This window comes from Kocuria sp. APC 4018 (assembly GCF_030407675.1).
In the GTDB taxonomy this organism is placed as follows: Bacteria; Actinomycetota; Actinomycetes; order Actinomycetales; family Micrococcaceae; genus Kocuria; species Kocuria rhizophila.
Genome location: NZ_JASDCY010000001.1, coordinates 87,103 through 113,067, shown reverse-complemented (window position 1 = coordinate 113,067; position 25,965 = coordinate 87,103). Strand labels below are relative to the sequence as shown.

At 70.2% G+C, this 25,965-nt stretch carries 21 protein-coding genes; 13 read left to right on the top strand and 8 right to left on the bottom strand.

The features are described from left to right. Positions 1-8: 8 nt before the first annotated feature. Positions 9-500 (bottom strand): hypothetical protein, encoded by a 492-nt coding sequence (locus QL985_RS00500; RefSeq protein WP_259905134.1) that lies wholly within the window; start codon positions 498-500, stop codon positions 9-11. Positions 501-992: 492 nt separating this feature from the next. On the opposite strand from QL985_RS00500, the gene QL985_RS00495 reads away from it, so the two are divergent. Beyond that, entirely contained in the window at positions 993-1,751 is a 759-nt protein-coding gene (locus tag QL985_RS00495; protein WP_259905133.1) for an SDR family NAD(P)-dependent oxidoreductase, read from the top strand. Positions 1,752-1,960: 209 nt separating this feature from the next. Here QL985_RS00495 and QL985_RS00490 read toward each other — a convergent pair whose 3' ends face one another. From QL985_RS00490 to QL985_RS00480, 3 genes are all read right to left on the bottom strand, one after another. Then, entirely contained in the window at positions 1,961-2,881 is a 921-nt protein-coding gene (locus QL985_RS00490; protein WP_181950992.1) for an NADP-dependent oxidoreductase, read from the bottom strand. A gap of 191 nt (positions 2,882-3,072) precedes the next feature. Beyond that, on the bottom strand, positions 3,073-3,708 hold the full coding sequence (locus QL985_RS00485) for a DMT family transporter (RefSeq protein ID WP_223110055.1): 636 nt from the start codon (positions 3,706-3,708) through the stop codon (positions 3,073-3,075). Between the two features lie 101 nt (positions 3,709-3,809). Continuing rightward, the gene (locus QL985_RS00480) at positions 3,810-4,403 is read right to left on the bottom strand and encodes a TetR family transcriptional regulator (protein WP_039102154.1); all 594 of its coding nucleotides are present in this window, start codon (positions 4,401-4,403) and stop codon (positions 3,810-3,812) included. Positions 4,404-4,499: 96 nt separating this feature from the next. Between QL985_RS00480 and QL985_RS00475 the strand changes: the two genes are divergently transcribed. The 6 genes from QL985_RS00475 to QL985_RS00450 all read left to right on the top strand — a co-directional run bounded on the left by QL985_RS00475 (position 4,500) and on the right by QL985_RS00450 (position 10,256). Further along, complete coding sequence (locus QL985_RS00475; RefSeq protein ID WP_039102155.1) at positions 4,500-5,732, top strand: multidrug effflux MFS transporter; 1,233 nt, start codon at positions 4,500-4,502, stop codon at positions 5,730-5,732. Between the two features lie 236 nt (positions 5,733-5,968). Further along, a complete protein-coding gene (locus QL985_RS00470) occupies positions 5,969-6,811 on the top strand; it encodes a type II CAAX endopeptidase family protein (RefSeq protein ID WP_019309816.1) in 843 nt (280 codons plus the stop codon). A 179-nt stretch (positions 6,812-6,990) separates the two neighbouring features. Continuing rightward, positions 6,991-8,361 (top strand): agmatine deiminase family protein, encoded by a 1,371-nt coding sequence (locus tag QL985_RS00465; RefSeq protein ID WP_191550884.1) that lies wholly within the window; start codon positions 6,991-6,993, stop codon positions 8,359-8,361. Between the two features lie 6 nt (positions 8,362-8,367). Further along, positions 8,368-8,991 carry a thymidine kinase gene (locus QL985_RS00460; protein WP_039102157.1) on the top strand — a complete coding sequence of 208 codons (624 nt, stop codon included), beginning with the start codon at positions 8,368-8,370 and terminating at the stop codon, positions 8,989-8,991. A 52-nt stretch (positions 8,992-9,043) separates the two neighbouring features. Further along, complete coding sequence (gene pyrE, locus QL985_RS00455) at positions 9,044-9,625, top strand: orotate phosphoribosyltransferase (protein WP_039102158.1); 582 nt, start codon at positions 9,044-9,046, stop codon at positions 9,623-9,625. Beyond that, entirely contained in the window at positions 9,618-10,256 is a 639-nt protein-coding gene (locus QL985_RS00450; protein ID WP_019309823.1) for an RNA methyltransferase, read from the top strand. The genes pyrE and QL985_RS00450 overlap by 8 nt, the downstream gene beginning before the upstream one ends. Here the strand turns inward: QL985_RS00450 and QL985_RS00445 are convergent. Beyond that, a complete protein-coding gene (locus QL985_RS00445) occupies positions 10,241-11,149 on the bottom strand; it encodes a LysR family transcriptional regulator (protein WP_019309824.1) in 909 nt (302 codons plus the stop codon). The two genes, QL985_RS00450 and QL985_RS00445, sit on opposite strands and share 16 nt — an antisense overlap. 147 nt (positions 11,150-11,296) lie before the next feature. Then, positions 11,297-12,433 carry a diaminopropionate ammonia-lyase gene (locus QL985_RS00440; RefSeq protein ID WP_019309825.1) on the bottom strand — a complete coding sequence of 379 codons (1,137 nt, stop codon included), beginning with the start codon at positions 12,431-12,433 and terminating at the stop codon, positions 11,297-11,299. A 343-nt stretch (positions 12,434-12,776) separates the two neighbouring features. Between QL985_RS00440 and QL985_RS00435 the strand changes: the two genes are divergently transcribed. From QL985_RS00435 to ald, 4 genes are all read left to right on the top strand, one after another. Further along, positions 12,777-14,093, top strand: coding sequence for a lipase family protein (locus QL985_RS00435; RefSeq protein WP_019309826.1), 1,317 nt, complete (start codon positions 12,777-12,779; stop codon positions 14,091-14,093). A 223-nt stretch (positions 14,094-14,316) separates the two neighbouring features. After that, positions 14,317-15,339 (top strand): class II fructose-bisphosphate aldolase, encoded by a 1,023-nt coding sequence (gene fbaA, locus QL985_RS00430; protein WP_019309827.1) that lies wholly within the window; start codon positions 14,317-14,319, stop codon positions 15,337-15,339. A gap of 128 nt (positions 15,340-15,467) precedes the next feature. Beyond that, complete coding sequence (locus QL985_RS00425; RefSeq protein ID WP_029603171.1) at positions 15,468-15,890, top strand: DUF3151 domain-containing protein; 423 nt, start codon at positions 15,468-15,470, stop codon at positions 15,888-15,890. A gap of 201 nt (positions 15,891-16,091) precedes the next feature. Further along, positions 16,092-17,180 (top strand): alanine dehydrogenase, encoded by a 1,089-nt coding sequence (ald, locus tag QL985_RS00420; RefSeq protein WP_019309829.1) that lies wholly within the window; start codon positions 16,092-16,094, stop codon positions 17,178-17,180. A 207-nt stretch (positions 17,181-17,387) separates the two neighbouring features. Here ald and QL985_RS00415 read toward each other — a convergent pair whose 3' ends face one another. After that, on the bottom strand, positions 17,388-18,860 hold the full coding sequence (locus QL985_RS00415) for an amino acid permease (RefSeq protein WP_019309830.1): 1,473 nt from the start codon (positions 18,858-18,860) through the stop codon (positions 17,388-17,390). Positions 18,861-19,118: 258 nt separating this feature from the next. Here QL985_RS00415 and QL985_RS00410 point away from each other — a divergent pair, with 258 nt between their 5' ends. Next, positions 19,119-20,297, top strand: coding sequence for a polysaccharide pyruvyl transferase family protein (locus tag QL985_RS00410; protein ID WP_019309831.1), 1,179 nt, complete (start codon positions 19,119-19,121; stop codon positions 20,295-20,297). Positions 20,298-20,469: 172 nt separating this feature from the next. Here QL985_RS00410 and QL985_RS00405 read toward each other — a convergent pair whose 3' ends face one another. Continuing rightward, positions 20,470-24,330: a S8 family serine peptidase gene (locus QL985_RS00405; RefSeq protein WP_259906365.1), complete on the bottom strand. Its 3,861-nt coding sequence runs from the start codon at positions 24,328-24,330 to the stop codon at positions 20,470-20,472. A 263-nt stretch (positions 24,331-24,593) separates the two neighbouring features. Here QL985_RS00405 and QL985_RS00400 point away from each other — a divergent pair, with 263 nt between their 5' ends. After that, positions 24,594-25,883 (top strand): adenylosuccinate synthase, encoded by a 1,290-nt coding sequence (locus QL985_RS00400; RefSeq protein ID WP_070637049.1) that lies wholly within the window; start codon positions 24,594-24,596, stop codon positions 25,881-25,883. Positions 25,884-25,965: the final 82 nt, after the last annotated feature.

Sequence of the window (25,965 nt, the reverse complement as noted above, 5' to 3'; positions counted from 1 at the left end):
TGCGAGCCTCAGGTGCGCGTGTGCTCGGGGTGGCGGTCGTCGCTTGGGGCTGCTGAGCCTTGGGCGATGACGGCCATGAGAGAGACCCATACGGTCAAGGACAGCAGCGTCCCGCACCACAGGGCTGTGGCCGGTGGGTAGCTGACTGCCGCAGTGGCGAAACCTTGTGAGGCATCGGTGATGAAATGCAGGTAAGTCACAGCAATCGAGGCGACAACGGATACTGCGGCGATGAAGGCTGCGCCAGTGAGGGATATTCCCTGGACGGGGGTGTGGTGGTGTGAATCTTTTAGGTGCGATGACTCAAGGACAAGCAAAACCGCCCCGATGCCCAGCGCGCTCACCGACACCATCATCAGGAGCAGTCCTAACCCTATAGCTGTGCTCGTGGTGCGGCTGGCGACCCAGCTCAACCACAGGGAAATCCCGGTGGCACTAATGAGCAGATACCCGAAGACAACTCGGAACATTATCAAGGACTTGGGTGTCTGGGTGTGCATTCTAGGTGTTCTTTCCTGAGCCCTTATAGAACTTTCAGCCGACCGCACGAACTACTCCGTAAGATTGTGTGGCAATCTTACCGCACGCGGTTCTGCGAATGGCCACGTTGGGGTAGGCGCGGTTGCAGGTGACAACCGGTTGCCCGAACAGCAATGCGTCACAGTTCGTTTCCCACAACGGCCAAACGGCCAGACTTCGATGGTTCCCGGCACCTGAATACCGGGAACCATCACAACATGAGGAGGTAGGGGCTGTGAGCGCCGCTGGTCTCGGCGCCGGGTGGATCACGTACGGGGTGGGTGGAGGGCAGGTCCGCCCGCCACGGGCGGCTCGGTCCGGGTGGTTCCACCGCGGCCGGGAGTGTGACACGCCCCGACCCCACGAGCCCCGGAGCGGGTGTGACGTGAACTACCCCGCCCGGGCCCGTACGATCGGCCGGGACAGCAACCGGGCGGCGTCGTGCGCCGCGCACCACAACGGCAGGAGCGGACATGGACATCACGGGTACTTCGGCGATCGTCACGGGGGCGGCCTCGGGGCTGGGGGCGGCCACCGCCGCGCAGCTCATCGAGCGCGGGGCGAAGGTCGTGGGCATCGACCTGCCGGGCGGGATCGAGAAGGCGCCCCAGGTCGAGGGGCTCACCTACGTGGCTGCGGACGTGACCAACGAGGAGCAGGTGCGCGCCGCCGTCGCCACAGCTACGGAGATTGCCCCGCTGCGCACCGTGGTGAACTGCGCCGGCATCGGCCCGTCCGCGCGCGTGGTGGGCCGCAACGGCGTGCACGACCTCGCCCTGTTCGACCGCGTGGTGCGCATCAACCTGGTGGGAACGTTCACCGTGCTCGCGCTCGCGGCCGAGGTGATGACCGCGCAGGAGCCGGTGGACGAGGCGGGCCAGCGCGGCCTCGTGATCAACACCGCGTCCGTGGCGGCGTTCGAGGGCCAGATCGGGCAGGCGGCGTACGCGGCGTCCAAGGGCGGCGTGCACTCGCTGACCATCGCGGCCGCGCGCGACCTCTCCTCCCGCGGCGTGCGCGTCATGACCATCGCCCCCGGCATCGTGGACACCCCCATGCTCGGCAGCGTGGGTGAGGACTACCGCTCCGCCCTCGCCGAGTCCGTGCCGTTCCCGCACCGCCTGGCCCAGCCCGCGGAGTTCGCGCAGCTGGCCGGGATGATCGTGGAGCACGACTACCTCAACGGAGAGACCATCCGCATGGACGGTGCCCTGCGCATGGCGCCGCGCTGATCCTCGCTGCCGCGCGCCCGTCCCGTCCCGGCCACGCAGTCCCGGGCGACGACGCCGCACGGCCCCGCACATGACGATGCCTCGTCACGGTCCACCCGTGACGAGGCATCGTCATGAGGTGGCCGGAGCTGCGAGGCCCCGGCCTGCGCGGAAAACCCCGGGGGTCGTGCCGCTGAGGTCGGCGCGGCCCCCGGGGAGCACAGTGCGGATCAGTCGACCGTCAGCACCATCTTGCCCACGGCGTGGCCCTCCTGGCTGGCCGTGAACGCGTCCGGCAGCTGCTCGAGCGGGAAGGTGCGGTCCACGCGGACGGTGAGCTTGCCGTCGTCGGCCAGGCGGGCGAGCTCCGTGAGCTGCTCCGCGTCCGGGGAGACCCACATGTAGTGCCCGCCGTGCTTCTCCACCTCGGGGTCCGCGATGGAGCCGTGCTGGCCGCCGTCCGCGAGCACGGCCACGGTGTCCTCCACCACGCCGCCCACGAAGTCCGCGACGATGTCCACCCCGTTCGGCGCGAGTTCCTTCACGCGCTTCACGAGGCCGTCCCCGTACTCCACGGGCTCGGCGCCGAGCTCACGCACGTAGTCGTGGTTCTTGGCCGACGCGGTGCCGATCACCCGCGCGCCGAAGGCCTTGGCGATCTGCACGCCCATGCTCCCCACACCACCGGAGGCGGCGTGGATCAGCACGGTCTTGCCCTCCGCGAGACCCAGCCGGGTGAGCACCTGGTACGCGGTGAGTCCCGCGAGCGGCAGCCCGCCGGCCTGCTCCCAGCTCAGCGCCGCGGGCTTGGGGGCCAGTGTGCGCACCGGCACGGAGACGTACTGGGCGAACGTGCCGCCGTGGATCCAGTCCTTGCGGGCGTAGGCGATCACCTCGTCCCCCTCGGAGACGCCGGGGGTGTCGAAGCCCTTGCCCACGACGACGCCCGCGACGTCCCAGCCGGGGATCGCCGGGAACTGGGCGTTCATCATGGGATCGAGCCCGCCGGACATGACCTTCCAGTCCACCGGGTTGATGCCCGCGGCCTTGACCTGCACCAGGACCTCGCCGGGGCCCACCTTGGGCATGGGCTGGTCGGTGAGCTCCAGCACGGAGGTGTTGCCGTACTGCTGATATGTCTGCGCCTTCATCGTGGTCATGTCCGGTTCAACGGGACCGGGCGGGGGTCTTATTCCATGCCGCGGCAAGTTTTTTCGTGCGTGGGACGCGGTCCGCCTGACGACGCCGCACGGTCGTCCCGGTCTCGGTCCTTACGGCCCGTCCCGCCGCCGCCCGGCCCGCGCCGGTTCCGTCAGGGCGCGAAGACCCTGCCCTGTCCGGCTCACGCGCTGATCAGCGCAATGCCCGTGAGCACCGCGGCGCAGCCGATGAGCCTGGGCACCAGGCGGTTCTCCTTGTAGATCCACCACGCGAGCAGCGAGCCCACCACAATGCTCGACTCCCGCAGGGGAGCCACCAGCGCCACCGGGGTGGACTGCATGGCGAACAGCACCAGGATGTACGCGAGCGGGGACAGCAGGCCCACCGCGACGATCCGGTTGCGGTCCACGGCCCACGAGTGCGCCATCTCCTGCCGCTGCCGCCACGCCTTGGGGGTCAGGGTGAGCACCAGGACCACCGAGGTCAGCGCGAAGTACAGCACGGGCGGCAGGTCCAGGGTGGCCATGGAGTGGTCGTCCCACAGGGTGTAGCCCGCGATGCACGCGCCCACGGCGGCACCCCACAGCACGCCGGTCAGTGCGGAACCGCGGGTGGGCCCGGCGTCGTCCCGGGTGGAGGTGGGCGTGCCGAACGTGGCGACCACGGCCACGCCCACGAGCACGGCGATCGCCCCGGCGGCGGCCGTGAGGGAGAGCTGCTCGCCCAGGAACAGGACCGCCACCAGCATGGTGATCATGGGTCCGGTGCCGCGCGCCACGGCGGCCAGCAGGATCAGGGACACGCTGAGAGTGGACATCACCGTCCATTGGAGCGCACGCGGGGACGCGCGGGCGAATCGGAGGGCGCACTGTGTCGCCGCAGCACGCCCACCGCCCGGCGCGGAGAATCCGGGGCGGCTCAACCCCTCCGGTACGCGAGCAGCTCCGCCATGGCCGCCACGGTCTCCCGGGCGATGCCCGTGCGGTTCTCCACGTGCAGCTTGAACATGACGCCTTCGCCCAGGGAGATCACCAGTTCGGCGGGGACCCTCGTGTACCCGCTGAGCCGCAGCAGCTCGCGTGCCTGACCCTCGAGCCGTATGCGCTCCTCGGCCAGCACGGTGGCCAGCTCCGCGTTCTCCCGGGTGGTGTCCACGAGCCAGCACAGGGTGCCGCGCAGCTCCGCGTCCTCCAGCCCCCGGCCGGTGATGACCCGGAGCATGCGCTGCGCCGTGACCTCCGGGCCCGGGCGGGCGGAGTCCTCGGCCGCCTCGGCCAGCACTCGCCGGGCCTCGGCGTCCCGGCGGGACTCGATGTCCTCCACGCACGCCGTGAGCAGGGCGTCCCGCGTGGCGAAGTAGTAGCGGATGGATCCGTTGGGGACACCGGCCTTCTCGGCCACCTGGCGGTGGGTCACGGCGGCCGTCCCCCCGCGCGCCAGCAGCTCGCACGCCGCTGCGAGGATGTCGGCTCGGCGCTCCACGGCGCGGGCCTGTGTGCCTGCGATGACCATCACTCCTCAAAACTAGTACACGCGTACAACTATGCTATATCCTCGTCCAGTGCCACCCGCCGTGCGGGCAGAGACAGCAAGAAGGCAAGCTCAGCCATGACAGCAACCCTCAACACCTCCGAGGTGACGCCGGCCCCCGCGGGCCCGCCCCGTTCCTTCCTCCTCTCCCTGGCCGCCGTGCTGGGTGTGGGGCCCTTCGCGATCGACATGTACCTCGCGTCCCTGCCCGAGATCGGCGCCGACTTCGCCGCGCCGTCCTGGATGGTGCAGCTCACCCTCACCGGCTACCTCATCATGCTCGGTGCGGGGCAGCTGGTTGCGGGACCCGTCACGGACGCGTTCGGGCGGCGCCGCCCGCTGCTGCTGGGACTCACCATCTTCATCGCGGCCTGCCTGCTCGCCGCCGCGGCGCCCTCCATGGCAGTGCTCGTGGTGGCCCGCATGCTCCAGGGGGCGGGGGCGGCCATGGCGTTCGTGGTGATCAACAGCGCCGTGCGGGACCGTGTCTCCGGCGACGCCGCCACCCGCGCGTTCGCCGTGCTCGTCACCGTGACCTCGGTGATCCCCATGATCTCCCCGGCCGTGGGCGGCTGGGTGGGCGAGCTCTTCGGGTGGCGCCCGGTGTTCCTGGTGCTCGCGCTGATCGGGGCCGTGTCCCTGGGCATCGTGTTCCGCTGGCTGCCCGAGTCCCTGCCCGCGGAGCGGCGGGTCCCGCTGGCCTTCGCACCCGTGCTGCGCGCCTACGCCGGGCACCTGCGCTCCCGCCGGATGCTGGTGCCCCTGGGGGCGCTCGCGGGCACCTTCGTGTACCTCTTCTGCTACCTGGGTGGCGCGTCCTACGTGTACCAGGACCACTACGGCGTGGGGCAGGCGGACTTCGGCATGATCTTCGGTGTGACCGGCCTGGCCTCGGTGGGCGGCGCGGTCATGGGCCACCGTCTCGCGCACCGCATGACCACCGGCCAGCTGGGGGTCTTCGGCATGGCCGTCATGGTTGCCGGCGGTGTCCTGGCCACGTGCGCGGCCGTCTTCACGGACTCCCTGTTCCTGCTGGCACTGAGCGTGGGATTCGGCCTCCTGGGGTTGGGTGCGTGCGAGCCGGCGTTCATGTCCCTGTGCATGTCCTCGGCCACCAGCAACGTGGGGGCGGCCTCCGCACTGCTCGGCGCCACCCAGTTCCTCTCCGGCGCGCTCACGACGGCGCTGATCGCCTTCCCCGCGTCCCTCGCCCCGTGGGCGTGGGCCGCCACGATGCTCGGTGTTGCGGTGGTGTCCCTGGGGTTCGCCCTGGTGGCACTGCGCTGGACCGCCGCGGCGCAGCGGGTCTGAGGTCCCGTCCGCGCGGGAGCCGGGCGGGCGGCGTCGTCGGCCCACGCAGGACGGGGACGGCGCGCACGGCCGCAGCGAGCCGCGGGGTGGGCACGGTGCGGGGCAGCGTCTAGCGTGTGCGGAGGACCCGGGGCACCACCGCCCACCGGGCCTGGACACCGAGGAGCCCCGTGCCCGCACACCACCCCACTCCGGCACCCAGAAGCACGCCGGCTTCAGCTCACGCGCTGGACGGGATGGTGGAGGCCCGGCGCCCCACCGGACCCGTGCTGGGGATCATCGTCGCCCTGCTCATCATGGGGCTGGGTCAGCTCCCCGTGGCGCCCCTCGCCCTGATGCTGCCCACGGACTCCTTCGGGGGTCAGCTGCTGCTGACGGTCAGCTTCATCCTCCCCATGCTGCTGTTCTTCGCGTGGGTGCGGTTCAAGGAGAAGCGCCCCGTGGCGTCCCTCGGGTTCCGCGGGGGTGCCGGGCGGCACATCCTGATCGGAGCCGTCCTGGCGGTGGTCATGACCACCGTCACGGTGGGGCTCAACGTGGTGCTGGGCACCGCCTCCCTGGGTTCACCCACGTGGGGCATGCTGCCCCTGGCGCTCGTGCTGCTGATCGGCTTCGCCGTCCAGTCCTCCACCGAGGAGATCGCGGACCGCGGCTACCTGATGCAGGCCGTCTCGCCCCGCTGGGGGTTCGTGGCCGCCATGGTGGTCCAGACGATCGTCTTCGCCGCGCTGCACGGCGCCAACGGCGGCCTCACGTGGGTGGCCTGGGCGAACCTGTGCGGCGTGGCGGTCTTCCTGGGCCTGTGGGTGTGGGTCTCCGGGAGCCTGTGGGGTGCCTGTGCGTTCCACACGTTCTGGAACTGGAGCCAGGGCAACCTGTGGGGCGCTCCCGTGTCCCACACGACCATGGGCACCTCAGTGGGTCACTACACCCCCGGTGAGGGCAGTTCCGCGCTGCTCACGGGCGGATCCTTCGGGCTCGAGGGCTCCGTGATCCCGCTGGTCATGTTCGTCGTCGGATCAGCGGTCCTCGTGGTTCTGGGGCGGCGGCGTCGCGCCGTGGCGGGGCGCGTCCGCTGAGGGGCCGCAGCACTTCCGTGCGGCCTGGTGAGGTCGAGCCCTGGCCCCGCAGGGCGGCTTCCCTTCGGGCACGCGGAGGATCCCCAGCCTGCTGACGCTAGGGTGAAGGGTGCGCAGCACGCGGCCGGGGCAGGGGCCGTGACCTCCCAACGTCTGCCGGCATGGAAAGGCGCTCTCCCGTGAAGAAACGACTCGTCGCCGAATGGGAGCCCGCGCTCGGGGCCTTCGTCACGTGGCCCGCGGCCCTGCCGGGAGCCCTGCTGCGGGACCTCGCGCTGGACGAGCACCTCTGGGTCCTCGTCACGGACGCCGCCTCGGAGAACGACGCCGCCTCGTGGTTCGCGTCCCAGGGCGTCTCCCCGGACAGGGTCACGTTCGTGCGCGCCCCGCAGGGAGACGACGCCGTGTGGGTGCGCGACTGGGGTCCGCACCCCGTGATGGACGAGCACGGTCAGCTGTGGTGCGTGGGCCCGCGGTACGTCTACGCCACCCCGTTCACGGCCCACGAACCGGGCGCGCCTCTGGAGACCGCGGACCGTGAGCCCCTCGCCGCACTCGAGTACGAGCCCGTGGACCAGCGGGCCCAGCCCGCTCTCGCCCGGGCGCTGGGGCTGCCGTTCGAGAGGCTCCCGCACGCTTTCACCGGGGGCAACGTGCTCTCGGACGGCCACGACCTGCTCATCAGCACCCAGGTGCTCGTGGCGGAGAACGCGTTCGACGGCGCCACGTGGGACGAGGTGCGCCAGGACGCCTCCGCGGCCACGGGCATGAGTGAGCACGTGGTGCTGCCCGACTACGAGAACTGGGGCATCCAGCACGCGGACTGCCTGCTCAAGGTCCTGGACGAGGAGCGGCTGCTGGTGCTGCGCCCGCCCGCCGACCATCCCCTGCGGGAGCGCTATGACGCGATCGTCACGGAGCACCTGGAACCGCTGCTGACCCGCTGGGGACGGCCCTTCGAGATCCTGCGCATGGACACCGGCATCAGTCCCCACGGTGGGCTGGCGCCGTACGTGAACTCGGTGGTGCTCAACAAGGTGGTCTACGTGCCGCGCTACGGCATCCCCGAGGACGAGACCGCCCTGGAGCAGTGGCGCGCGGCCATGCCGGGCTACGAGGTCCGCGGGTACACGTTCTCCTTCGACAAGGAGCCCCACGCGGTGCGCAACCCCCGCAACACGGGCCCCACCGGCTGGCGGGACGGGGACGTGCTGCACTGCCGCGTCCGCGGGGTGTTCGATCCGAGGATGATGCACGTGTCCGTGCGCCGCCCCGGCCCGGAGGACCCCTCCCTGGTGCGCGTGCGCGCGGAGGGCTGCGGCGGCACCCGGGTGAAGGCGGTGACCCTGCTGAGCCGGCAGCCGGACGATGCGGAGACCACCCGCACGCCCATGCGGGAGACCGCGCTGAACGGCGAGTACACGGCCCACCTGCCTCAGGGCCCGGGCTCCGGGGAGATCGAGTACGCGGTGGAGGCCGTGTCCGAGGAGGGCCGGGTGCAGCGCTGGCCACGCCCGTCGAAGGCGTGGCTGCGGGCCTCGATAGACTGACCGACCGTGGCCAAGCTCTACTTCCGCTACGGCGCGATGAACTCCGGGAAATCCACGGCGCTGCTCCAGGCCGCCTACAACTACGAGGAGCGCGGGCAGCGTGTGCTGCTCGCCAAACCTCGCGTGGACACCAAGGGCGAGGACCAGATCCTCTCCCGCCTGGGCGTCACCCGGTCCGTGGACTTCCTCATCCCGCCGGGGGAGAGCGTCATGGGGCTGTTCAAGCGCCACGCTCTGGGCGACGACCCGGACGCTCTGCTCGAGCACGTGGAGGCCCAGCCCGTGGCGTGCCTGCTGGTGGACGAGGCGCAGTTCCTGGAGACCGAGCAGGTGGACGACCTGCTGCGCATCGCGGTGCTCTCCGAGGTTCCCGTGATGGCCTACGGGATCCGCACCGACTTCCGCACCCGTTCCTTCCCCGGCTCCGAGCGGCTCATGGAGCTCGCCCACTCGCTCGAGGAGCTCAAAACCATCTGCCGCTGCGGCCGCAAGGCGGTCTTCAACACGCGCAAGGTGGGGGAGGACTTCGTGTTCGAGGGGGACCAGGTGGCCATCGACGGCGTGGCCGTGACCTACGAGTCCCTGTGCGCGGCGTGCTACCTGCGCGAGTCCGGCGGCCGGCTGGGGTGACCGGGCGCCGTCGTCCCCGCTGCCGCGCCGCCCGGGCCCGTAAGCTGGGCGCATGAGTACCGACTTCTCTCCCGTGGACCTGGACACCGCCCGCGAGCGCCTGCGCGACCTCATCAAGGACCTCGCCGTGGTGCGGGGCAAGGTCACGCTGGCCAGCGGCATCGAGGCGGACTACTACGTGGACCTGCGGCGGGTGACGCTGCACCACGAGGCCTCCCGCTACGTGGGCCAGGTGATGCTGGGTCTGCTGGACGAGGCGGGCATCGAGTTCGACGCCGCCGGCGGCCTCACCATGGGCGCTGACCCGGTGGGCCACGCGATCATGCGCACCGCCGGGGACCAGGACCGCGCGATCGACACGTTCGTGGTGCGCAAGGCCCAGAAATCCTACGGCATGGGCCGCCAGGTGGAGGGCCCCAGCGTGAAGGGTCGCAACGTGGTGGTCGTGGAGGACACCTCCACGACCGGTGGCTCCGCGCTGACCGCGGTGGAGGCCCTGCAGAAGGCGGGCGCGAACGTGGTGGCCGTGGCCGTGATCGTGGACCGCCGCACCGGCGCCAAGGAGCGCATCGAGGAGACCGCGGGCGTGCCGTGCCTGTACGCCTATTCCAAGGACGAGCTGGGGCTTGACTGAGCCGGAGCTTCCCGCTGACCGCGTGGTCGGCGTGGGCCCCTGGCCCGGCGAGTGGCCCACTGGAGACCACTGGGACCCCGAGCTGCTGCGCAACGGCGACCGTCGCAACGTGGCGGACCCGTACCGCTACTGGCGCATGGACGCGATCATCGCGGACCTGGACTCCAGGCGCCACGCCTTCCACGTGGCGGTGGAGAACTGGGAGCACGACTTCAACATCGGCTCCGTGGTGCGCACCGCCAACGCGTTCCTGGCGCGCGAGGTCCACATCATCGGACGACGCCGCTGGAACCGTCGCGGGGCCATGGTCACCGACCGCTACCAGCACGTGCGCCATCACGCGAGCGTCGCGGAGTTCGTGGAGTGGGCGCGCGGCGAGGGGCTCGCGGTGCTGGCCATCGACAACGTCCCCGGCTCGCAGCTGATCGAGACGTTCGAGCTGCCCGAGCGCTGCGTCCTGGTGTTCGGCCAGGAGGGCCCGGGGGTCTCCGAGGAGCTCGTCGACCAGGCGGACGCGGTGCTGGCCATCGAGCAGTTCGGCTCCACGCGCTCGATCAACGCGGGGGCCGCGGCCGCGGTAACAATGCACGCCTGGATCCGCCGGCACGTGTTCGGTCAGCGGGTCGGCTGAACAACCTTCCCCAGCGCCTCCAGCACCGCCTGCGCCGCTCTGTGGTTCCGCGCGCTCTCCCGCCACGCCGCGGTGATCGTGCGGCACGGTGGGGGATAACCCAGGGGTAGGGTCACGATCCCCTCGGGAGCGGAGCCCAGTGCCAGTTCAGGCAGCACCGCCACCGCGTGCCCGCCCGCCACGAACGCCGCCTGCACCGAGAGGTCCTCGGAGACGCACGTGACGCGCGGTTCGAAGCCGCGGCGTCGGCACTGCTCACCCAGCCACGCGCGCGGCGGGGTGTGCTGCGGTTCGCCGGCCCACGCGGCGTCGGCCAGCTGGGCCAGGACGTCCTGGCCCGGGTCCAGCAGGGCCGCCCGCTCCGCGCTCATGGCCACCCGCAGCGGATCCTCGAGCAGCGGCACCAGCACCACCCCGGGCGTGGGCGGCGTGACCGCGCCGGGGTAGCTCTCAGCGATGACCACGTCCACGCCCGCTCCGGGCAGTGCGGCCAGGGCCTCGTCGGTCTCGCCCAGCCGGAAGACCACCTCGACCCCGGGGTGCTCGCGGCGCAGGATGCCCAGCGCGGCCGGCACCAGGGTGGTTGCGACCGTCTGGAACGCCGCCACCGTGACCGTGCCGCGCGGCTCGCTCGCGGCGGCGAGCACGTCCGCCTCCGCGCGCTCCAGGTCCGCGAGGATCGTGCGGGCGTGCCCGGCCAGGATGGTGCCCTGATCGGTCAGCACGAGCCGCCGCCCCACCCGTTCCACGAGCGCCGCACCCACGTCCTTCTCCAGCTGGTGCAACTGCTGGGACACCGCCGACGTGCTGTACGAGAGGGTCTCGGCCACCGCCGTGAGCGTGCCCAGGCGGCTGAGCTCGGCCAGGATCCTGAGCCGGTCCACGTTCAGCACGGGGTCTCCTCTCGGGCGGGTCCGGTCGGTACGGCGCTTCGGTGCGACGGCAGGGCGCGGGGTGACGACGCTGGGGCGTCGCCGTGCGCGCTACGCCCCCGTCAGAGGCGCTGCGGGGCCGAGGCCCCTGTCTCGTGGCTCAGTGTGTCACGCGGCGGGCAACGGGTTGGCGCCGAGCCCCTCCGTGCTGATGAGCAGCACCACGGAGTCCTTGTCCAGCCCCAGCTCGTCGCGCGCTCCCGGCGCGCCCAGCAGCTCGCGCACCCCGGCCAACGACGCCGCTCCGCACGGTCCCGAGTCCTGCCCCAGTCCCTGCAGGTCGCCCACCGCGCGGCGGCACTCGTCCTCGGTCACGGAGACGGCGGCGCTCACGCCGTCCCGGATGGTGGGCCACCCGATCCCGGACGGGGTGCCGCAGTTGAGTCCGGCCATCATGGTGGGGGCAGAGGTGTCCACGGTGACGGGCTCACCGGCCCGCAAGGACTGGGCCACGCAGTCCGCGGTGCGCGGTTCCACCGTGAGCAGGGCCGCCGTGCTGCGGGCCACGCCCCGGTAGTGGTCCACCATGGCGTGGGCCAGGGCGCCGACCCCCACGGGGCAGGCCACGAGGTCCGGGCCGTGGGCGCCCGCGGCGGCAAGCTGCTCGTCGGCCTCGGCGAACAGGGTCATGTAGCCCTCCACGATCCAGCGCGGCACCTCCTCGTATCCCGGCCACGAGGTGTCCTGGACCAGCAGCTCGTCCGGACCGGCGGCCGAGCGCGCGGCGGTGGCCACGGCGTCGTCGTAGGAGGGGCCGCCGAAGACGACCGGGGCGCCCTCGGCCTCGATGGCCCGCACGGCGGTGTCACCCACACCGCCCGGGATGTAGACGCGGGCGCGCAGGCCCAGCAGGGCGGCCATGCGGGCGACGGCGCGGCCGTGGTTGCCGTCCGTGGCGGTGACGATCGTGAGCTGGGGGGAGCCCGCAGCGCGCAGACCGTCCCGCAGGCTCTCCACGGTGATGTTCTCGGCGGGCAGCCCGATCCGCTGGGCCACGGTGCGGCACACGGCCCACGAGGCACCGAGGATCTTGAAGGCGGGCAGGCCCAGGCGGTCCGACTCGTCCTTGACGAACACCCGGCCCACGCCGAGCTCCGCGGCCAGGGCGGGCAGCTCGCGCAGGGCGGTGGGGGCGTAGCCGGTCATGCTGCGGTGCAGCTCGTGGGCAGAGGCCCGCCCGGGGGTGGTGCGCCACTGGGCGGCGCGGACGTTGAGATACGGGGAGGCGGTGTGTGAGGTGGTCATGTCTCCATGCTCCCGGCGTCTGATGCATAAGAAAAGCAGTAGTTTCTACACGTAATTTTCCTGTGCTGCTTCAAATTGACCGGAGGGTGCGACCCCCTCGGGTGGTCGGCACCGTGGTGTCTGAACGGGTGTGCTGCCCTCGAGGGCGGGAGTGGATGGCCCATACAAGCCCATGTCATTGCATGCAAATGAGGGGCAACACGTGGTCTTTCGGACCCTGGCCGGGGTTTCCAAGTTGCCGTACAGTTACGTGAGTCACGTCACATCACGGGAGGTTCACATGGCTCCCACTTCAACGACTGCACGGCCCATGCCCCTCCGACGCTCAGCGGGTGCTCTTGCCTTGGGGATCGGCCTGCTGCTGACGGGTCTGCAGTCCGCACATGCGGAGACTCCGGCGAGTCCGCCGCCGGTCGGGGGCTTCTCGGAGCTGCCACGCTCCGCCCAGGGCCAGGCACTGCAGGAGGAGGGTCTCACGTGGGAGGACGTGGCTCGGGGGCAGGCGCTGCAGAAGCTCTCCGCCACCACGGGCGGCGCGTTCTACGAGACCCCGGCCCAGTTGCCGGCCACGGACGGGGACGTGGTGCGCTCGGAGGCGTCCACGTTCTACCTGGACCCCGTCAAGCTGATCAAGCCCAACGCGTCCTCCACGCGCATCATGTACAAGACCACCAACAGCAAGAACCAGGCCGTGCCCACCACGGGCACCGTGCTGGAGTCCAAAGCGGCGTGGAAGAAGGCCAGCCCGCGCCCGCTCGTGGTGCTGTCTCCGGGCACGCAGGGCATGGGTGACCCGTGCGCCCCCTCCCGCCAGCTGGCCATGGGCATGAACTACGAGGGCACCAGCCTGGCCGGGCTGGTCAACGCCGGCTACAACGTGGTGGTTCCGGACTACATCGGCCTGGGCACCGAGGGCACCCACACCTACATGAACCGCGTGGACCAGGGCCACGCCGTGCTGGACGCGGTGCGTGCCGCGCAGCGCCTCGGCGTGAAAGGCATGGACGCCACCACGCCCGTGGCCGCCGTGGGCTACTCGCAGGGTGGCGGAGCCACCGCCTCCGCCGTGGAGATGGCACCCCAGTACGCCCCCGAGCTGAAGATCAAGAGCGCGTGGGTGGGCGCCCCGCCCGCGGACCTCGTGGCCACGGGCAAGAAGATCGACTCCAGCCTGTTCACGGGCCTGTCCTTCTACGTGATGGGCGCCGCCCAGGACTCCGGGGTGGACGTGCGGAGCAAGCTCAACGTGGAGGGACAGAAGCGCTACGACAAGGCCCAGGAGAGCTGCGTCATCGGGGGTGTCCTGGGTGAAGCCCTGGTGCCCTCCACGACCCTCACGGCGGACGGTCGCTCGTTCTCCCAGCTGCTCGAGGACCCTGAGCTGAAGGAGTATCTCAAGGCTCAGGACAACGGTGCCGCGGGCCGCCACCCCGCCGTGCCGGTGCGGGTCGCGCACGGGCTCGCGGACGACGTCGTGCCCTACCAGGCGGGGCGCAACCTCGCCAAGAGCTGGTGCACCTCCGGGACGAACGTGTCCCTGCAGACACTGGTGACTCCCACCCACCTGGGCGGCTACGTGGAGGGCATCCCCTCGATGCTCGCCTACCTGGACGCCCGCTTCAACGGCATCCCGCAGACCAGCTCGTGCTGGCGGCTGTAAGGCCGTGAGCTGAGCTGCCGCGCCCCGGTACCGCAAACACGCGGGACCGGGGCGCGGTGCTGGCGCGGCGGCGTCGTGCCCGCCGCGGACCTGCGAAAAGCATGTGACGGCGGCCGAATCATGATCCGCGCCACAGGAGCCAGGCCCCCGGTCGCCTAGACTGGGAACAGGCCTCAGGCCGCGGTCCAACCGTGCATCGGGAACCCAGAAGAAGGAGCACTCCATGCCCATCGCAACCCCTGACGTTTACTCCGAGATGATCGACCGGGCCAAGGAGAAGGGCTTCGCGTACCCGGCCATCAACGTGACCTCCTCGCAGACGCTGAACGCCGCGATCCGCGGTTTCGCCGAGGCCGGTTCGGACGGCATCATCCAGGCCTCCACCGGCGGTGCGGCGTACTGGTCCGGCTCCTCCGTGAAGGACATGGTCACGGGTTCGCTGGCCATGGCTGCGTTCGCCCGGGAGGTGGCCAAGAAGTACGACGTCAACATTGCCCTGCACACCGACCACTGCCCGCAGGACAAGCTCGAGGGCTTCGTGCTCCCGCTGCTCGCCGAGTCCGAGAAGGCCGTGGCACGCGGTGAGGACCCCATCTTCCAGTCGCACATGTGGGACGGCTCCGCGATCGCCCTGGACGAGAACCTGAAGATCGCCCAGGAGCTGCTGGAGCGCACCCACAAGGCGCACATCATCCTGGAGGTCGAGATCGGCGCCGTGGGCGGCGAGGAGGACGGCGTGGTCGGCGAGATCAACGACTCCCTCTACACCACCGTGGCGGACGGCATGAAGACCATCGAGGCGCTCGGCGCCGGCGAGAAGGGCCGCTACATCACCGCCCTGACCTTCGGCAACGTCCACGGCGTCTACAAGCCCGGCAACGTGCGTCTGCGCCCCGAGCTGCTCAAGGAGATCCAGGACGAGGTCGGGAAGAAGATCGGCAAGGACCGCCCGTTCGACCTCGTGTTCCACGGCGGCTCCGGCTCCACCGCCCAGGAGATCGCGGACGCCGTCTCCTACGGCGTGATCAAGATGAACGTGGACACCGACACCCAGTACGCGTTCACCCGCCCCGTGGCCGGCTTCATGCTGAGCAACTACGACGGCGTCCTGAAGATCGACGGCGAGGTCGGCAACAAGAAGAAGTACGACCCCCGAGTGTGGGGCGCCGAGGCCGAGACCGGCATGGCCGCCCGCGTGGTGGAGGCCTGCCAGAACCTCGGTTCCGCGGGCACGTCCATCAAGTAGCGCCACCCGCACGTTCCTCTCCGGCGCCCCGCACGTTCGCGTGCGGGGCGCCGCTGTGCTGTGGAGCGGCGTCGTGAACCGTGCGTACAGTGGCAGCGAACCCCGCACGACCGTGGAAAGGAACCACCGTGGCACTGCTCGGCAAGAACCTGCTGGACGAACCGGCGCCCACGCACCTGGAGGAGAACGAGGCGATGACCGCGCGCTTCGAGGCCGGTGACGAGGCCGAGGACCTCGCCGCCGCGTTCCCCAAGGAGCAGCTGCCGTGGGCGATCCTCGCGGAGGAGGCGCTCGCGGACGGGCGCACCCTGGAGGGCTACGCGTACGCCCGCGTGGGCTACCACCGCGGCCTGGACTCGCTGCGCGCCCACGGCTGGAAGGGCCACGGCGCGGTGCCGTACGCGCACGAGCCCAACCGCGGGTTCCTGCGGGCGCTCGCCGCGCTCGGCCAGGCCGCCGCGCAGATCGGTGAGTCGGACGAGGCCGCCCGGATCGAGAAGTTCCTGAACGACTCGGACCCCGAGGCGGCCGCGCAGATCCAGGCACGCTGACCTCTGTCTCCGCCGCGCCGTGCGGCTCCCGAGCGCCCGTTCCCGTGTGGGGGCGGGCGCTCGGTCACATTCGGGAGGGCCCCTGCTCCCTGTCAGTCCCGTGGGACACAATGGGGACACATCAGGGGCTCAGCGCGGAGTCCGAGCACATCCCCTCGTGCTGCGCGCCGCCCATGGACTTCCCACGAGGAGCGTGCCGTCATGAGAATCTCCGTCCCCCGCGAGATCAAGCCCGAAGAAGCCCGTGTGGGCCTCACCCCCACCATGGTCACCTCGCTGACCGCCCAGGGCCACGAGGTCTTCGTGGAGGAGGGCGCCGGTCTTGGGGCCGGGTTCTCCGACGACGACTACCGCGAGGCGGGCGCGCAGCTCACCTCCCAGGAAGAGGCGTGGGCCCAGGCCGAGCTGCTCGTGAAGGTCAAGGAGCCGATCCCCGCGGAGTACGGGTTCCTGCGCTCCGACCTCACCGTGTTCACGTACCTGCACCTCGCGGCCAGCCGTGAGCTGACCGAGGCCATGCTGGACAGCGGTGTCACCGGCATCGCCTACGAGACCGTGCGCGTGGGCAGGACCCTCCCGCTGCTGCGTCCGATGTCCGAGATCGCGGGGCGCCTGGCGATCGCCAACGCCGCGCACCACCTGCAGTTCCACGCCGGCGGTTCGGGCATCCTGCTGGGCCGCGTGCCCGGTGTGGTCCCCTCCACCGTGCTGGTGATCGGCGGCGGCACCGTGGGCGAGCACGCCGCACGCGCCGCCGTGGGCGCCGGCGCTGACGTCACCATCCTCGAGGCCAACGGGGACCGCATCCGCCAGCTGGACGCCCTGTTCCCCCACGCCCGCGTCCTGATGAGCGACGCCCACCGGATCGAGGAGGAGCTGCCCCGCGCGGACGTGGTGGTCGGCTCCGTGCTGATCCCGGGTGCCGCCGCCCCCAAGCTCGTGCGCCGCGAGCACCTGTCCCTGCTCAAGCCGCACGCCCTCATGGTGGACGTGGCCGTGGACCAGGGCGGCTGCTTCGAGACCACCCACCCCACCTCCTACCACGACCCCGTGTACGAGGTGGACGGCATCCGCCACTACTGCGTGGCCAACCTCCCGGGCGCGGTGCCCGTCACCGCCACTCAGGGCCTCACTCACGCCACCACGCCGTACGTCATGCGCCTCGCCGGCGGCATCGACGCCGCCCTGGAGTCCGACGCCGCTCTGGCCACCGGGCTCTCCACGCGTGACGGCAAGCTCCACACGCCGGGCGTGGCGGAGACCTTCCCGGACCTGCCCTCGGCGGTCTGAGGGCTGCAGTTCACAGCGCACCACGTGCGCGACGCCGCGCCGCGCACGACGCCGCACCGGCACCGGACGCCGCAGGGAACGTTCCCCGCGGCGGCCGGTGCCGTCGTCGTGAATGGGTCCGCGGTCGCGTCCGCCGCCTCTGCCACTGGTGGAGGCCGGTGCGGTGGTCGTAAGGGCTCGCCCCCTGGACAGGTTCCCGCGCCGCGGTCAGGAGGTGGGTGCGGGAGCGGGCCGGGCGTCGTCGTTGCGGATGAAGAGTTTGCACGCGAGGGCGATCAGGCAGACCAGCACGAACGTGGCGATGAACTGGATGCGCACGGCCGGGTCCAGCAGTCCGATGACCACGATGGCCGCGAGCAGGGCCAGCGCGAAGTAGGAGAGCCACGGGAAGGCCCACATCCGCAGCGGCGAGGACTCCCCGGCGCGGTCCATGCGCCGGCGCAGGATGATCTGCGAGACCAGGGCGATGCCCCACACCACCAGGCAGGTGGAACCCAGCAGGTTGAGCATCACGTTCAGCACGGTCTCCGGCCAGAGGTAGTTCAGCACCACCGCGATGAAGCCGAAGACCACCGAGGCGACGACCGCCGCACGCGGCACACCGCGCGGCGTCGTGTTCGCCAGCGCGCGCGGGGCCGAACCGCGGCGGGCCAGGGAGAACAGCATGCGGGAGCTGCCGTAGATGTTGGCGTTCAGCGCGGACAGCAGGGCCAGCACGATCACGATGTTCATGAGCACGTCCGCGCCGGGGATCCCGGCCTCGGTGAGCACGGCCACGAACGGGCTGGAGGACAGGCCCTCGTTGTCCCACGGCAGGACCAGCACCATGACGGACACGGAACCCACGTAGAAGATCAGGATCCGGATCAGGATGGTGCGGATGGCATCGGCCACGTTCTTCTGGGGGTCCTCGGTCTCGGCCGCGGCGATCGTGACCAGCTCGGTGCCACCGAAGGCGAAGACCACCACCAGCAGGGCGGAGGCCACACCCGTGAGGCCGTTGGGCATGAAGCCGCCGTGCTCGGTGAGGTTGGACAGTCCCGGGCTCGGCACGTCCAGGGCGCCGATCAGCAGCAGCACACCCACCACCAGGAACCCGACCACGGCCGCCACCTTCAGCAGTGCGAACCAGAACTCGGCCTCGCCCAGGGTCCCCACGCGCACCAGGTTGATCACCGTGAACACGGCCATGAAGATCAGCGCCCACGCCCACTGTGGCAGGGAGGGCCACATCTCGGTGACCAGCTGCGCGGCGGCGGTGGCCTCCGCGGCCACGACCACCACGATCTGCGCCCACCACAGCCAGCCGAGCGCGCGACCCATGGTGGGCCCGAGCGCCTTGCCGGCGTACGTGGAGAACGCCCCGGAGGAGGGGTCCGCCGCGGCCATCTCACCGAGGGCCCGCATCACGAGCACCAGCAGTGTGCACGCCACCAGGTAGGAGATCAGCACAGCGGGACCGGCCGTCTGGATCGCGGCACCCGTGCCCACGAACAGCCCCGTGCCAATGGCTGATCCGAGCGCCATCATCACCAGGTGGCGGGGCTTGAGGTAGCTGCCGTGCTCAGGGCCCGAGGGCACGTGCGGGGTGTGCTCCCGGTTGCCGCCGTGGATCACACTGCCCGAGCCGGTTCCCGGGGACTCGGCGGGAGAATCGTGGGGAGCGCGCGGGGAGGTCATGGGAGAAAAGATTACCCGGACGCCCAGGGGGCCGTTGTCGGCCACCGGCGGGGGCAGGGCGGAGGTGCCGACGCCGGTGGGGACAGCGTCGTCGGCACGACGGGCGGCGCACAGCCGCGGCCCGTTGACCGCGGCGGTGCCCCGGTTCTGGGGCGCCCGCGGGAGCCCCTGGCGCAGCCCTCTGCCCCGCCACCACTGCCGCCGGTCACACCGCCCTGACGTCGAGTGGAGGTGCCGGGCCGTCGGTAGTCTGCGGTCATGCGCAATCTTCTGCAGGACCACCGTCGCGTACCACCCGCCCGCAAACCCCCGATCTACCTGATCTCCTGGGCCGGGTACCCGAACTTCGGGGATGAACTCATCGCCGCGGCCTGGGTCAACCACCTCGCGAAGGTCGCGCCCACCACGGACGTGTGGCTGGACGTGCGCGAACCGGGGACCGTCACCGCTCTGCTCCGGGGCCTCCATCCGCGTCTGCACGTGGTCAACACCGTGTTCCGCGCCATGCACGAGAGGTTCCACGGTCTGGACCGCTCCATGCGCAGCCTGATCGAGGACCTCGGCTCCCCGAAGTACGACGCCGGTCTGCTCGCGCTGCGGGAAGCGGGCACGGTGCACCTGCTGGGTGGCGGGGTGCTGCACGCGAACTGGCCGGAGAACTTCCAGGTGGTCGAAGCCATGCGCACGGTCCGCGAACTCTCCGGAGCACGGCTGTTCGCCACGGGGCAGGGGCTGATGCCCTTCGCCGGTGACCCCCTCTCCGATCTTGACCACCTCAGCGTGCGGGACCGCCCCAGCGCCGAGGCCGCGGGCGTGCCCGTGGGATTCGACGATGCCTTCCTCCTCGCGGGGGACCCACGGCACGCACGAGCCCTCGGCCTCCTGGCCGACCAGCGCGGGGACGGAGCGGGAGCCGGATCGGGTGGCCCTTATGCGCCGCGGGAAGTGGTGGTGTGCATCCAGTCCGACACCCTGGCCGAGGGGTCCTTCGAGAAGATGCTGGACCACGCCCGGGCCCAGCTGCAGCGGTGGGGCCTGCCCCGCGAGTCCGTGCGCTACCTGGAGGCCATCCCCGGTGACGACTACCAGGGGTTCGACCGGTTGCGGGACGTGGTGGCACCGGACGGGTTCATCCCCTTCCAAGCCGCGTGGGACGGGGACTTCACCTTCGGCCCGCACCAGGTGTGGCTCACCACGCGGTTCCACCACCACCTGATCGCCGCGCTGCACGGGGCCAGGGGAGTCGCACTCAACGGCAAACCCGGGTACTACGACGTCAAGCACCAGTCCGTGGTGGAAGCAGGTTCCAACTGGACCGTGCGGCACGCCGACGGGCAGCTGGACACCGTGGGACTCGACGAACTCGCCGCGCCCGCAGGCTTTGCCGAGGCGGTCCGGGCCAAGCGGAACGAGGCCGCCCAGCTCTACGGGCGGTAGGCGGAGGTCATGGGGCCTGGGACCGGGGCGGGCTCCTGACCTTCGGGCGGCGTACACCCGCTGCGCACCTGGTGCCACTGCCACGCCAAGGGCCCCGTGACCTCCAGGAGTGGAGGTCACGGGGCCCTTGGCGTGCGGGGGGTTGGAGAGATCCCGACCCCGCTCCTCGCGGCTACTTCTGCTGGTCGTAGCGGTAGAGGAAGGCAGCCATCTGATCGCGCTTGACCGGCTGGTAGGGACGGAAGGTCCCATCAGGCCAGCCCTTGGCGATGCCCTGGCTGTTCATCCAGGCAATCTCCTTGTAGAAGACGTGGTTGGTGGGCACGTCCTTGAAGGGGGAAGCCTTCGGAGCCGTGTAGGCGGGGGATCCCGCCATGCGGTAGAAGAAGGCCGCCATCTGATCGCGGTTGATCTGCTGGGTCGGGCGGAAGGTTCCGTCAGGCCAGCCCTTGGTGATGCCCTGCTCGCTCATCCAGGCGATCTCCTTGTAGAAGACGTGGTTGGTGGGCACGTCCTTGAACGGAGACTTGGTGGGCGGGGTGTACTGCGGGGAACCGGCCATCCGGTACAGGAAGGCGGCCATCTGGTCGCGGTTCACGGACTGGGCCGGGCGGAAGGTGCCGTCCGGCCAACCCTTGGTGATGCCCTTGTTGGCCAGCCAGGAGATCTCGGAGTAGAACACGTGGCTCTTCGGGACGTCCTTGAACATCGGGTTCTGGGTCTCCGGCGGCGCCGCCGGAGACTGCACGGTCTTCACCTCGGCCTTGGAGCCGTCCTGACCGGCCTTGATCCCGGAGAGGTCCCCGGTGCCGTTGTGCAGGTGCAGGAACAGGGCCTCACCCTTGGTCGAGCTGGACGCGCGGTGCGCGGTCAGCTTCTTGCCGGGCTGGTCGTTGAACAGCGACGCGTTGAACTTCTCACCGCGGAAGGAGACCTTCGGGTTGACCGGGTTGTAGGTGATGGCACCTGAGCGGTCCACCGCGCCGTTGACGTTCGCGGAGTAGGTGTTCACCTGGTAGGTCAGCTTGGTGTCGGCCTTGGCGGGATCAATGCCCATCTTGGCGGCGCTGACCGGCATCACCATGGCGTTCGTGTCGAACGTGTTGGTGTCCACGTCACCCCAGGAACCGTTCAGCGGCTGGCTGTCGATCACCGTGAGTTCACCGTTGACGTAGCCGTACAGATTCACCACGGGGTAGTCCAGACCGTCCACGCGGCTCAGCGCCGCGTAGTAGTCGGGGCGGCCGTCACCGGAGGTGTCGATGGGGATCTCCACCTCCACGTCGGGTTTGATGGTGGAGGCGTTGCCCCAGCTGGAGATGCCGAAGTTGATGAGGCCGTCCTTGGCCACATCACCCTTCTCGGCCTTCAGCTGCGGGATGTTGGAGGACGTTCCCACGTACTGCAGGTCCGCGAACTGGGAGTTGCCGCCGGCAAGGTCGGTGGCGTCCATCCGAGCGGACTTCGCACCCAGCTCGAAGGCACCCACGGCCGACTTCCAGCCGCCCTGGTCCAGGCCGGTGCCGGCCAGGGAGACGCTGCTCGTGTTGTTCTTGTCCCACTGGTCCAGCTTGGCGTTGTCCACGCGCATGTCCGCGGACGGCTTCGGCGCGATCGACATGGGCAGGCGCATGTCCTTGCCGTTCTCGCTCAGCACCAGGCGGCCCGACTCGGTGGCCAGGAACTGACGCGCCTCTCCCAGCTGGGTCACGGCCTCCGAGGGGTCGTGGGTCTTCTTCATCTGGGCCCGGTCCACGGTGGCGGTCACCTTGATGGTGGCCTTGCCGCCCTTGGGGACGGTCACGGAGCTCGGAGCGGAGATGGTCACACCCGGAACGTCGGTGGAGGCGTCGAAGCGCACCTTGTAGGTGTGCGCGGCGCCGCCGGCGTTGTCCAGGACCAGCTCACGGGAGAAGCTCTGCTTGCCGTCCTTGATCTCGGTGACGCCGAAGGTCGAGGAGACCAGTGCGGGATCAGCCTTGTCGTAGACCATCACGTCCTGGTTCACGGCGCGCAGTGCATCCACACGGCCCGAACCCACGCGGTCCACCGCGGAGGTCGCACCGTTCGCGGCGTGCACGTCGTGGACGGCGGTGTTCATGATGGCGGACTTGAGCAGCTGCGGGCTGTAGTTCTGGTGCTTCTGCTGCACCAGAGCGGCGATGCCCGCCACGTGCGGGGTGGCCATCGAGGTGCCGGTCATGACCGCCACGCCGTTGCCCTGGGCCACACCGGCCGAGCCGATCGCGGTGCCGGGCGCGGCGACGTCGGGCTTGATGACGCCGTTGCTACCGTGCTGGCCGCGGGACGTGGAGTCGTTGACCTGGTCCTTGTGGCCGGTCTGCGCCTTGGCGGCACCGATCCACTCCGGGGACATCTTGATCTTGGCGCCGCCGGCCTGGGCCGCGGGCTTGATCTTGGCCACGGACTCCTTGCTCATGAGCAGACCGGGGATCTTGGCGTTGCCCGCAATGGCGGAGGGGTCCACCGAGTAGTCGGACTCCAGGACCACGCCCTTGCCGCCGGCAGCGGCCACGTTGTCGAAGCGGACCTTCGAGCCGCACGGGAACGGGCCGTTGTCCTCCCAGTCGAGCATGACCCACTTGCCCGCGAAGTCCTGCGAGAAGGGGCTGCAGCCGAACTTGTTGTCCTGAGGCGCCACGACCACGTTGCCCTCGAGCTGCTCGGGCTTGGCACCCGCGTAGTTGAAGCTGCCGCTGTACGAGCCGATCAGCTCACCCTTGGCGCTGTCCGGGGACAGGCCCTCGGCCTTGTCCTGCACGGCGGTGCTGCCCTGTGAGTTGGCCACGGTCAGGGCGGAACGCGCGCTGCCCGGTGAACCGGAGATCTCGTGGGAGTCGCCGGCGTTGCCCGCCGCGATGACGGAGAGGATGCCCTGTCGGGACAGGGCGTCGATCAGGTCGTTCTGGGGATCGTCGGCCGGGCCGAAGTCGGAGCCCAGGGACATGTTGATGATGTCCGCCTTGTCCGAGAAGTCCCCGTCCATGTTGGGATCGAGAGCACGGTCCATGGCGTCGATGACCAGGTTGGTGGAGCCCTCGCAGCCGAAGACCCGCAGACCGATCAGCTCGGCCCCGGGGGCGGTGCCCGGACCGATCCTCATCTTGCCCACCTGGTCCTTGGTGAGCTTGGTGTGGTCGCCCCGGAAGGTCTTGCCGTCCTCGCCCACACCGTAGCCGGCGGTGGTGCCGGAGACGTGCGTACCGTGACCGCCTGCTTCGCAGTCCAGCGGGTTGTTGTCCGGCTTTGCCACGCTGGTGGGGATCCGGGCGTCGTAGTCGTCACCGGCGAGGTCGTAGCCCCCCACGAACTTCTTGGGGTCGTAGAGCCCCGAGTCCTTGGACGGCAGGTCGTTCGACGCCTTGGCCTTCGCATAGGCCTCGGCGGTGCCCGGTCCGCCGAAGTCTGCGTGGGTGTAGTCGATGCCCGAGTCGATGATCGCGACCTTGACGCCCTTGCCGGTCTGCCCCGTCTGGGTCCAGGAGTCCAGGGTGGCGGTGTCCACGACCGAGCCCGCGTTGTTGCGGAACTTGGGGACGATTTTGGAGACCTTCACGACGTCGGAGCGCTTGGCGAGCTCGCGCAGCTTGGCGGCATCGCCCTGGAGGGCCACGCCCCGCATGGCGTTGGCCGTGGTGTAGAGCACCTCGGAGCCGGACTCGGAGGCCAGGGTGGTGCTGGCCTTGTCCACGGACTGGCGGATGGCCTGGACCTGGGCGGCGGCCTGGACCGGGTTCTGCCCCCCGGTGCGCACGCCTGCTGGCTGCGTGGCCTCGAAGGCGCTCTGGCCCTTGAGCTGGACGAAGACGGCTACCTGACCCTCGGCCTTCTTCAGCTCGGAGCTGATGAGGTTGTCGGGGTTCTGGGTGTTGAGGTCATCCGATTTGGGTGCCGGGGTCATGTCCACGGCGCTGGCGGGCAGCACCGTTCCCAGGGCCAGCGACAGGCCCAGGGCTGTAGCCAGGCAGGTCTTGGCGGCTCTGCCGCGACCTGCTCGTGTTTCGTGATTCATGTCTCGTCCTTTGACATTGGGGGCGATGCCGTGAGATGCATCACAGTGCCCCCAGGGTGCGCTGTTCTGCAGTGAAAAGCAACGATTTCGTAAAAATCACCTGTGTTACACCTGAAAATGAGCTGGGTACTGCGCGGTAGTAGCATCCCCGGCGCCGATCGGGTCGCGGCGCCCCGCCCACACGGGCCTCCCGGGCGCTCCGGGTAGACTGGGCCGTTGGTTCCTCCGGCCCCCGGGGCCGCACCCGCACAGAGAGTGATTCCATGCCAGCAATCGTGATCGTCGGCGCCCAGTGGGGCGATGAGGGCAAGGGTAAGGCCACGGATCTGCTCGGTGGTCGCGTGGACTACGTGGTCAAGCCGAACGGCGGCAACAACGCCGGGCACACCGTGGTGGTGGGCGGCGAGAAGTTCGAGCTCAAGCTCCTCCCCGCAGGCATCCTGAGCCCCAATGCCACGTCCGTGATCGGCAACGGCGTGGTGATCAACCCCCAGGCGCTCTTCGAGGAGATCGACGGTCTCGAGGCGCGCGGCGCGGACACCTCGCACCTGCGGATCTCCGCGAACGCGCACCTCGTGGCGCCGTACCACCAGACGCTGGACCAGGTCAGCGAGCGGTTCCTGGGCAAGCGCGCGATCGGCACCACCGGGCGCGGCATCGGCCCCACCTACATGGACAAGGTCGGGCGCCTGGGCATCCGGGTGCAGGACGTGCTGGACGAATCCATCCTGCGGCAGAAGATCGAGGGTGCGCTGCGTCAGAAGAACGAGCTGCTGGTCAAGCTCTACAACCGGCGGGCGTTCGAGGTGGACGAGATCGCGGAGTACTTCATGGGTTTCGCGGAGCGACTGTCCCCCATGATCGTGGACTCCACCCGGCTGCTCAACGAGGCCCTGGACCGCGACGAGGTGGTCCTGATGGAGGGTGGGCAGGCCACCTACCTGGACGTCGACCACGGAACCTACCCGTTCGTCACCTCCTCCAACCCCACGGCCGGCGGCGCCTCCGTGGGTTCAGGTGTGGGCCCCACGCGCATCGCCCGCGTGATCGGAATCCAGAAGGCCTACACCACCCGGGTGGGGGCAGGCCCGTTCCCCACCGAGCTTTTCGACGAGATGGGAGAGCGGCTGCGCACCACGGGCGGGGAGTTCGGCGTGAACACCGGCCGTCCCCGCCGCACCGGGTGGTACGACGCCGTCATGGCCCGCCAGGCCGCGCGGATCAACGGCTTCACGGACCTGTTCATCACCAAGCTGGACGTGCTCACCGGGATCACGGAGATCCCCGTGTGCGTCGCCTACGAGGTGGACGGTCAGCGCTTCGACGAGATGCCCATGACGCAGTCCGACTTCCACCACGCCAAGCCGGTCTACGAGACGTTCCCCGGGTGGACCGAGGACATCACGGGAGCACGGTCGCTCGAGGACCTGCCGAAGAACGCGCAGGACTACGTCCACGCGCTCGAGGCCATGTCCGGCTGCCGGATCTCGGCCATCGGCGTGGGGCCGGACCGCGACGACACCATCGTGGTGCGGGACCTGATCGCGGACTGACCCGTCCGCCCGCAGACACGGAACCGCCCCGCTCTCTCCAGAGAACGGGGCGGTTTTCCCGTTGCGGGACGGTTCCCGCGGG

What these genes read in the sequence shown, in the direction of transcription:
- QL985_RS00440 (WP_019309825.1), bottom strand. Translation starts at nt 12,433, where the DNA reads ATGACCACCTCACACACCGCCTCCCCGTATCTCAACGTCCGCGCCGCC.
- QL985_RS00405 (WP_259906365.1), bottom strand. Translation starts at nt 24,330, where the DNA reads ATGAATCACGAAACACGAGCAGGTCGCGGCAGAGCCGCCAAGACCTGC.
- QL985_RS00490 (WP_181950992.1), bottom strand. Translation starts at nt 2,881, where the DNA reads ATGAAGGCGCAGACATATCAGCAGTACGGCAACACCTCCGTGCTGGAG.
- QL985_RS00400 (WP_070637049.1), top strand. Translation starts at nt 24,594, where the DNA reads ATGCCAGCAATCGTGATCGTCGGCGCCCAGTGGGGCGATGAGGGCAAG.
- QL985_RS00485 (WP_223110055.1), bottom strand. Translation starts at nt 3,708, where the DNA reads ATGTCCACTCTCAGCGTGTCCCTGATCCTGCTGGCCGCCGTGGCGCGC.
- QL985_RS00480 (WP_039102154.1), bottom strand. Translation starts at nt 4,403, where the DNA reads ATGGTCATCGCAGGCACACAGGCCCGCGCCGTGGAGCGCCGAGCCGAC.
- fbaA (WP_019309827.1), top strand. Translation starts at nt 14,317, where the DNA reads ATGCCCATCGCAACCCCTGACGTTTACTCCGAGATGATCGACCGGGCC.
- QL985_RS00470 (WP_019309816.1), top strand. Translation starts at nt 5,969, where the DNA reads ATGGTGGAGGCCCGGCGCCCCACCGGACCCGTGCTGGGGATCATCGTC.
- QL985_RS00415 (WP_019309830.1), bottom strand. Translation starts at nt 18,860, where the DNA reads ATGACCTCCCCGCGCGCTCCCCACGATTCTCCCGCCGAGTCCCCGGGA.
- QL985_RS00495 (WP_259905133.1), top strand. Translation starts at nt 993, where the DNA reads ATGGACATCACGGGTACTTCGGCGATCGTCACGGGGGCGGCCTCGGGG.
- ald (WP_019309829.1), top strand. Translation starts at nt 16,092, where the DNA reads ATGAGAATCTCCGTCCCCCGCGAGATCAAGCCCGAAGAAGCCCGTGTG.
- pyrE (WP_039102158.1), top strand. Translation starts at nt 9,044, where the DNA reads ATGAGTACCGACTTCTCTCCCGTGGACCTGGACACCGCCCGCGAGCGC.
- QL985_RS00500 (WP_259905134.1), bottom strand. Translation starts at nt 500, where the DNA reads ATGCACACCCAGACACCCAAGTCCTTGATAATGTTCCGAGTTGTCTTC.
- QL985_RS00410 (WP_019309831.1), top strand. Translation starts at nt 19,119, where the DNA reads ATGCGCAATCTTCTGCAGGACCACCGTCGCGTACCACCCGCCCGCAAA.
- QL985_RS00475 (WP_039102155.1), top strand. Translation starts at nt 4,500, where the DNA reads ATGACAGCAACCCTCAACACCTCCGAGGTGACGCCGGCCCCCGCGGGC.